This is a genomic window from Ornithinicoccus halotolerans (assembly GCF_009602535.1).
In the GTDB taxonomy this organism is placed as follows: domain Bacteria; phylum Actinomycetota; class Actinomycetes; order Actinomycetales; family Dermatophilaceae; genus Ornithinicoccus; species Ornithinicoccus halotolerans.
This window is the reverse complement of record NZ_WIQI01000125.1, coordinates 1-6,676: the sequence shown is the minus strand read 5'-3', so window position 1 is coordinate 6,676 and position 6,676 is coordinate 1. Positions and strand designations below refer to the sequence as shown.

Annotated in this window: 6 protein-coding genes; 2 read left to right on the top strand and 4 right to left on the bottom strand. The window is 74.7% G+C overall.

The window, feature by feature from the left end; translation table 11 throughout:
* A partial coding sequence (locus tag GFJ45_RS14390) for a lysophospholipid acyltransferase family protein (protein ID WP_153398409.1) occupies window positions 1-1,098 on the top strand: 1,098 nt, incomplete at its 5' end.
* A gap of 4 nt (window positions 1,099-1,102) precedes the next feature.
* Here GFJ45_RS14390 and GFJ45_RS14385 read toward each other — a convergent pair.
* The 3 genes from GFJ45_RS14385 to GFJ45_RS14375 all read right to left on the bottom strand — a co-directional run bounded on the left by GFJ45_RS14385 (window position 1,103) and on the right by GFJ45_RS14375 (window position 4,710).
* Window positions 1,103-2,632: a helix-turn-helix domain-containing protein gene (locus GFJ45_RS14385; protein WP_153398407.1), complete on the bottom strand. Its 1,530-nt coding sequence runs from the start codon at window positions 2,630-2,632 to the stop codon at window positions 1,103-1,105.
* Window positions 2,633-2,761: 129 nt separating this feature from the next.
* Window positions 2,762-4,090, bottom strand: coding sequence for an HRDC domain-containing protein (locus GFJ45_RS14380; protein ID WP_153398405.1), 1,329 nt, complete (start codon window positions 4,088-4,090; stop codon window positions 2,762-2,764).
* Entirely contained in the window at window positions 4,090-4,710 is a 621-nt protein-coding gene (locus GFJ45_RS14375; RefSeq protein WP_153398411.1) for a DUF3000 domain-containing protein, read from the bottom strand. The genes GFJ45_RS14380 and GFJ45_RS14375 overlap by 1 nt, the downstream gene beginning before the upstream one ends.
* A gap of 95 nt (window positions 4,711-4,805) precedes the next feature.
* Between GFJ45_RS14375 and hemE the strand changes: the two genes are divergently transcribed.
* On the top strand, window positions 4,806-5,900 hold the full coding sequence (gene hemE, locus GFJ45_RS14370) for a uroporphyrinogen decarboxylase (protein WP_407670406.1): 1,095 nt from the start codon (window positions 4,806-4,808) through the stop codon (window positions 5,898-5,900).
* A 9-nt stretch (window positions 5,901-5,909) separates the two neighbouring features.
* Here the strand turns inward: hemE and GFJ45_RS14365 are convergent.
* Window positions 5,910-6,676 (bottom strand): DUF4349 domain-containing protein (locus tag GFJ45_RS14365; protein WP_153398401.1); only part of this gene is annotated, 767 nt, incomplete at its 5' end.

Sequence of the window (6,676 nt, the reverse complement as noted above, 5' to 3'; positions counted from 1 at the left end):
GGCGGTCGGCCGCCGGACGGCCCGGCGGTGCTGGTCGCCAACCACTGCTCGCACGCCGACACCGCCGTGCTGCTGGCCACGCTGTCGCCGGCCCGGCGGCCGGTCTTCGTCGCCGCGGCGGACTACTGGTTCACGAGCAGCTGGCGGCGCTGGGTGGTGACCGGCCTGGTGGGCCCCCTGCCGATCCGGCGGGACGGCGACGGCTACGCCGCGCTGCGGGAGGCGGCCGCCCCGGTGCTCGGCCAGGGCGGCACCGTCGTGATCTACCCGGAGGGCACCCGAGCCACCGACGGCCGGCTGGGCCGGTTCCGGTCCGGGGCGCTGCGGCTGGCCCAGGACCTGGAGGTGCCGCTGGTGCCGGTGGGCATCAGCGGCACCGACCAGGTGCTGCCCAAGAGCGGGCGGCTGCGCCCGGCCGGGGTGGTGCTGCGGTTCGGGGAGCCGCTGTCACCGCGGGACTGCGCCACCACGAGCGCCGAGACGGTGCGGGCGGCGGTGCAGGCGCTGCGGGACGACAGCGCCGCGGTCCCGTGGCCGGACTCGCCGTCCTGGGTGTGGCTGGACGGCCGCCGCACCGCCGTGCTCGCCGGGGCGGCCTTCGCCTGGGGCGCGGCCGAGGCGGTCTCCTGGCCGGTGATGGCGGAGTACTTCCTGCTGGCCGTCGGCGTGCCGCAGCCGCGGCGGATGCTGCCGGTCGCGACGGCGCTGGCCGCCGGCTCAGTCGCCGGGGTCGTGGCGCACGGCGTGCTGGCCCGCCGCGGCGTGCGCTTCCCGGCTCCGCTGACCACGCCCCGGATGCACCAGGTCGCGCGGGAGCAGCTGGCCGCCAGCCCCTACGGCGTCCTCCGGCAGGCGGTCAACGGGGTGCCCGTCAAGGTGTACGCCCGCGCGGCCGGGGAGGAGGGGACCGACCTGCTGCGGTTCACGCTGGGCACGTTGGCCGCCCGCCCGGCACGGGTGGCCGTGGTCGGCGCGGCCCTGACGCTGGCCGGCAGCCGGGTCCACCCGCTGGTGCGGCGGCGGTTCCCGGAGTACCTCCTGCTCTCCAGCGCCGCGTTCGCCGAGGGACTGAGCCGGGTGCTGCGCCGCTGGCGCTGAAGGCTCAGATGTCGCGGAAGGTCTGGATGCCCGCGCCCAGGTTGTTCAGCCGGGTGGCCAGGTCCTCGTAGCCGCGGTTGATGACGTAGACGTTGCGCAGCACCGAGACCCCCGGCGCGGCCATCATCGCCAGCAGGATCACCACGCCCGGGCGCAGCGCCGGCGGGCACATGATCTCCCCGGCGCGCCACTTGGTGGGACCCTCGATCATCACCCGGTGCGGGTCCATCAGGTGCACCTTGGCACCGAGCGTGGTGAGCTCGGTGAGGTAGATGGCGCGGTTCTCGTAAACCCAGTCGTGGATCAGCGTCGAGCCCTCGGCGCACGCCGCGATGATCGCGAAGAACGGCAGGTTGTCGATGTTGATGCCGGGGAAGGGCATCGGGTGGACCTTGTCCAGCGGCGCCCGCAGCCGGCCCGGCACGGTGCGCAGGTCGACCAGCCGGGTGTGGCCGTTGGCCGAGGGGTACTCCTCGGACAGCTCGTACTGCAGCCCCATGGTGTCCAGCACCGCCAGCTCGATCTCCATGAACTCGATGGGCACCCGGCGGATAGTGATCTCGCTGCCGGTCACCACGCCCGCGGCGAGCAGGCTCATCGCCTCGATGGGGTCCTCGCTGGGGGAGAACTCCACGTCCTCGTTGATCTCGCGCACGCCGGTCACCCGCAGCGTGGTGGTGCCGATGCCGTCGACCCGCACCCCCAGCTGCTGCAGGAAGAAGCACAGGTCCTGCACCATGTAGTTGCTTGAGGCGTTGCGGATGACCGTGGTGCCCGGGTGGCGGGCCGCCGCGAGCAGCACGTTCTCGGTGACGGTGTCGCCCCGCTCGGTGAGCACGATCGGCTTGGTCGGGCGCCGGGAGGCGTCGACGGTGGCGTGGTAGGAGCCCATCGTCGCGGTCACGTCGAGGCCGTACTGCCGCAGCGCGATCATGTGCGGCTCGACGGTGCGGGTGCCCAGGTCGCAGCCGCCGGCGTAGGGCAGCTCGAAGTTGTCGAACTCGTGCAGCAGCGGGCCCAGGAACATGATGATGGTCCGGGTGCGGCGCGCGGCCGTCTCGTCCATCGAGTCCAGGTCGATCCTGGGCGGCGGCACGATCTCCAGGTCCGAGGAGTCCGGCAGCCAGCGGATCCGGAACCCGATGCTGGTCAGCACCTCGGTGATCCGGTTGACCTCCTCGATGCGGGCCAGGTTGCGCAGCGTGGTGCGGCCCTTGTTGAGCAGCGAGGCGCACAACAGCGCGACCGCGGCGTTCTTGGAGGTACGCACGTCGATCTCACCGGAGAGCTTGACGCCGCCGGTGATGCGCAGGTTCTGCGGGACGGCGCTGCCGACCGAGACGATCTCGGAGTCCAGCTTCTCACCGATGCGGGCCAGCATCTCCAGCGACAGGTTCTGCTTGCCCTGCTCGATGCGGGCCACGGCACTCTGGCTGGTGCCCAGCAGGGCGGCCAGCTCGGCCTGGGTCAGGTCTTGGTGCCGGCGCGCGTCCCGGATCAGGTTGCCGATGCGGGACAGGTACGTCTGCGTCATGCCGGTCACTGTAGATCAGATATGAGATAACGCTCGAATCCCATGCCGAGTGTTGAGCAAGGCTTGACTCACTATTGATACCACAGCACGCGGGTGCCTCGGGGCCGGTGACAGCTGGTCAGCACCGCATCAGCGGTGGTCACGCAGCGCCCGGGCGACCACGGGGACCACGAGCCGCCGCTGCCAGCGGCGGGCGCCGAGCGTGGCGAATCTCTCATCGAGCGCGGCGCTGAGGGCGGCCTCGTCCTCGCCCTCCTCCATGCCCTCGGGCGGGTCCTCGGCCGGGGCCGGCGGGTGCCACAGCACCCGGCGCAGCGTGTCCGGGGTCATCAGGTTCTCGACCGGGACGGCGTGCTGCTCGGCGAGAGCGGCCAGCTCCTCCCGGACCTGGACCAGACGGGCGTGCGCGAGCGGGTCGCGGTCGACCCAGGCGCGCGCCGGCGGGGGCGCGTCGGTGCGGCGGGCCAGCTCGGGCAGCTGGTCCTCCGGCAGGTCACTGGCCTCCCGGATCGCTTGCAGCCAGCGGCGCTGGTGCCGCAGCAGCCCGGTGTTGGCGCGCCGCCGGCGGGACCGGGTGGCCTCGGCGTTGTCGCCGCCCAGGGCGGCGGGGTCGCGGGGTGCCCTCACCGCGAGGTCGATCAGGGTGGCATCGGGCAGCACCCGGCCGGGGGAAACGTCGCGCTCCTGGGCGATCTCGTCCCGGACCCGCCACAGCTCCCGGACCCGGGCCGCGACCCGACGGGAGCGGACCTTGTGCATGCCGGAGGTGCGCCGCCACGGGTCCGGCCGCCGGTCCGGCCCGGTGAACCGGGTGAGCGCGTCGAACTCCTCGGCCGCCCAGCCGTCCTTGCCCTGCTGCTCCAGGTCGGCGGCCAGCGCGTCCCGCAGCTCGACGAGCAGCTCGACGTCCAGCGCGGCGTAGCGCAGCCACGGCTCGGGCAGCGGGCGGGTGGACCAGTCGACCGCGGAGTGCTCCTTGGCCAGCCCCACCCCGAGGTAGTGGCCGAGCACGGCCGCCAGGCCGACCTTGGGCAGCCCGGCCAGCCGGGCCCCGAGCTCGGTGTCGAAGAGGCGGGAGGGCCGCAGCTCCAGGTCGGCCAGGCACGGCAGGTCCTGGGTCGCGGCGTGCAGCACCCACTCGGTGCCGGCCAGCACCTGCTGCAGCGGCGCCAGGTCCGGGAACGGGACCGGGTCGACCAGCCAGGTGCCGGAACCGGCGCGGCGCAGCTGCACCAGGTAGGCGCGCTGGCCGTAGCGGTACCCGGACGCGCGCTCGGCGTCGATGGCGACCGGGCCGACCCCACCGGCCAGGGCCTCGACGGCCTCCTGCAACCCTGCCGGGGTGTCGACGACCGGGGGCACCCCGTCGCGAGGGGCGGTCAGCTCCTCGACCGGCGGCTGCGGCTCGGGTCCGTCCCCGGGCTCGGTCGTGGGCGGCTGCTGCTCCAGTCCCGTCATCAGCCGCGCCGTCCCGGCAGCGCGACGACCCCCTCGGGCAGGGGCGGCAGCCCGGCGATGGTGCACAGCAGGTGGCCCCACGCCTGCAGGTGGGCCTCGAGCGACTCCGGCTCGCCCAGCGGCGACCAGGAGGCGCGGACCTCCAGCTCGACGGTCGCCTCCGTGGTGGACAGCGCGCCGAAGCTCTCCGACAGCACGCTGGTCACGGTCCCGGCCACGGCGGTGTACTCCGCGGCCCGCTCGGTGAGCGCCTCGGTGAGCCAGGACCAGCCGACCTCGCCCAGGACGGGGTCGTGGCCCATCTCCGGCTCCAGCTGGGCCTTGGCGTAGGTGACCACCCGCCAGGTGCTCTCCCACGGCTCGGGGGCGGCGGGGTCGTGCAGCAGCACGAACCGCCCGGTGGCCACCGCGTCCCCGTCGTCGGCGCGCGAGGGCACGACGTCACCGGACAGCGCCAGCGCGTGCGGTGCCAGCCGGGTGGGGGCGGGCACCTCCTCGACGAGCACCTCGGGGCGCAGCGTGACCGCGCGCACCGCGGCCAGCGCCCGCCCGAACGCGGTGCCGGCGGGCGTCGGCTCACCTCCGGTCGCGCCCGGGCGACCGGTGCGGGTGCGGGACATCACGCGCTCAGCGTATGGCGCGGGCCCGCCGGACCGGTGGACGGCACGCCGGGCGCGGGGCCCGGGTGCGACGCCCTCATGACAGGATCGGGGACGTGACCGATCCCGCCGCGCGCCCGACCGACACCGCCCTCCAGACCGCCCGTCCCGGGGCGGGGAGCGTGCTGGTGCGGGCCGCGCGGCGAGAGCCGGTGCCGCACACCCCGGTGTGGTTCATGCGGCAGGCCGGCAGGTCGCTGCCGGAGTACCGGCAGCTCCGCGAGGGAGTGCCGATGCTCGAGGCCTGCCGCACCCCCGAGCTGGTCGCCGAGATCACGATGCAGCCGGTGCGCCGGCACGGCGTGGACGCGGCGATCTTGTTCAGCGACATCGTGGTGCCGCTGCAGGCGGTGGGGGTGGACCTGGACATCGTCCCCGGCGTGGGCCCGGTCGTGGCCGAGCCGTTCCGCACCCGGGCCGACCTGGACCGGCTGCCGCCGCTGCAGCCCGAGCAGGTGCCGGACGTCGCCGAGTCGGTGCGGCGCACCGTGGCGATGCTGGGGGAGACGCCGCTGATCGGGTTCGCCGGCGCGCCGTTCACGCTGGCGTCCTACCTAGTGGAGGGTGGCCCCTCCCGCAACCACGAGCGGACCAAGGCCCTCATGCACGGGGACCCGCGGCTGTGGTCGGACCTGTGCGCACGGCTGGCCGGGATCGCCGCGGCCTTCCTGCGGGTGCAGGTGGAGGCCGGTGCCGCCGCGGTGCAGCTGTTCGACTCCTGGGCCGGCGCCCTGTCGCGGGCCGACTACCGCCGGCTGGTGGCACCGCACAGCCAGACGGTGCTGGCGGCGGTCGGCGAGCTGGGTGTGCCGCGCATCCACTTCGGAGTGGGCACGGGGGAGCTGCTGGCCGACATGGCCGAGGCCGGCACCGAGGTGATCGGCGTGGACTACCGGGTGGCGCTGCCGGACGCGGTCGAGCGCACCGGTGGCCGCTACGCGGTGCAGGGCAACCTCGACCCGGCGCTGCTGTTCGCGCCGTGGGAGGCGCTCGAGCGCCGGGTCGTGGAGATCGTGCAGGAGGGCCGGCAGGCCCCGGGACACATCTTCAACCTCGGCCACGGCGTGCTGCCCGACACCGACCCCACCGTGCTGACCCGGGTCGTGGAGCTGGTGCACCGGGTCAGCGGCGGCGACGTCGAGCCGGCGTAGCCGCCCGCCTCAGGCTCGCGCGCGGCGGCGCCGGAGCAGCGCGGCCGCCGGGACCAGCAGCACCAGTGCCAGCAGCAGGAACGGCAGCAGCGCGCCCAGCACCGTCAGCGCGCCGGTGACGAACGCGGTGAACGCCGCCCAGCCCTGGTCCAGTCCGGCGAGGAACCCGGCCGGCGCCGGCTCGGCCTGCTGCGCCAGCTCGTCGCTGGCGGTCAGGTGCACGGTGAGGGCGGAGCGGGCCACGTCGTCCTCCAGCGCCGCCACGTGCGCCGTGAGCGCGTCCAGGTCCGCCTCGCGGCGGGCCAGCTCCCGCTCCAGGGCCACGATGTCCTCGATCGACTCCGCCTGCTGCATCAGCCGCCGGGTCCGCTCGACGCTGGCCTGCAGGGTCTCGACGCGGGCGGCGGAGTCCACGTAGTCGGCGGTGACGTCCTCGCTCCACACGCTGCGGCCGCGCTCCTCGCCGATCTCGGCGAGCTGCTCCAGCGCGCGGTCCAGCCGCTGCGACGGCACCGAGAGCACCAGCGTGGCGTGGCCGTCCTGGGTCTCGGGGTCCGGGTGCAGCTCCTCGGAGAGCACGTAGCCCTCGACCGCCACGGCCGCCGCCCGCACCCGCGAGGCGGCCGGCTCCAGCTCTTCGACGGCCAGGTCGATCTCGGCGTCGCGGGCCACCATGGCACCCTCCGGCGCGCTGCCGTAGGCGCCGGCGAGGCCACCTCCCTCTACGTGAGCGAGATGGTCACCTCCCGGGCGCTGGTCGAGCGCACCCCGGTCTC

What these genes read in the sequence shown, in the direction of transcription:
- GFJ45_RS14385 (WP_153398407.1), bottom strand. Translation starts at nt 2,632, where the DNA reads ATGACGCAGACGTACCTGTCCCGCATCGGCAACCTGATCCGGGACGCG.
- GFJ45_RS14380 (WP_153398405.1), bottom strand. Translation starts at nt 4,090, where the DNA reads ATGACGGGACTGGAGCAGCAGCCGCCCACGACCGAGCCCGGGGACGGA.
- GFJ45_RS14375 (WP_153398411.1), bottom strand. Translation starts at nt 4,710, where the DNA reads ATGTCCCGCACCCGCACCGGTCGCCCGGGCGCGACCGGAGGTGAGCCG.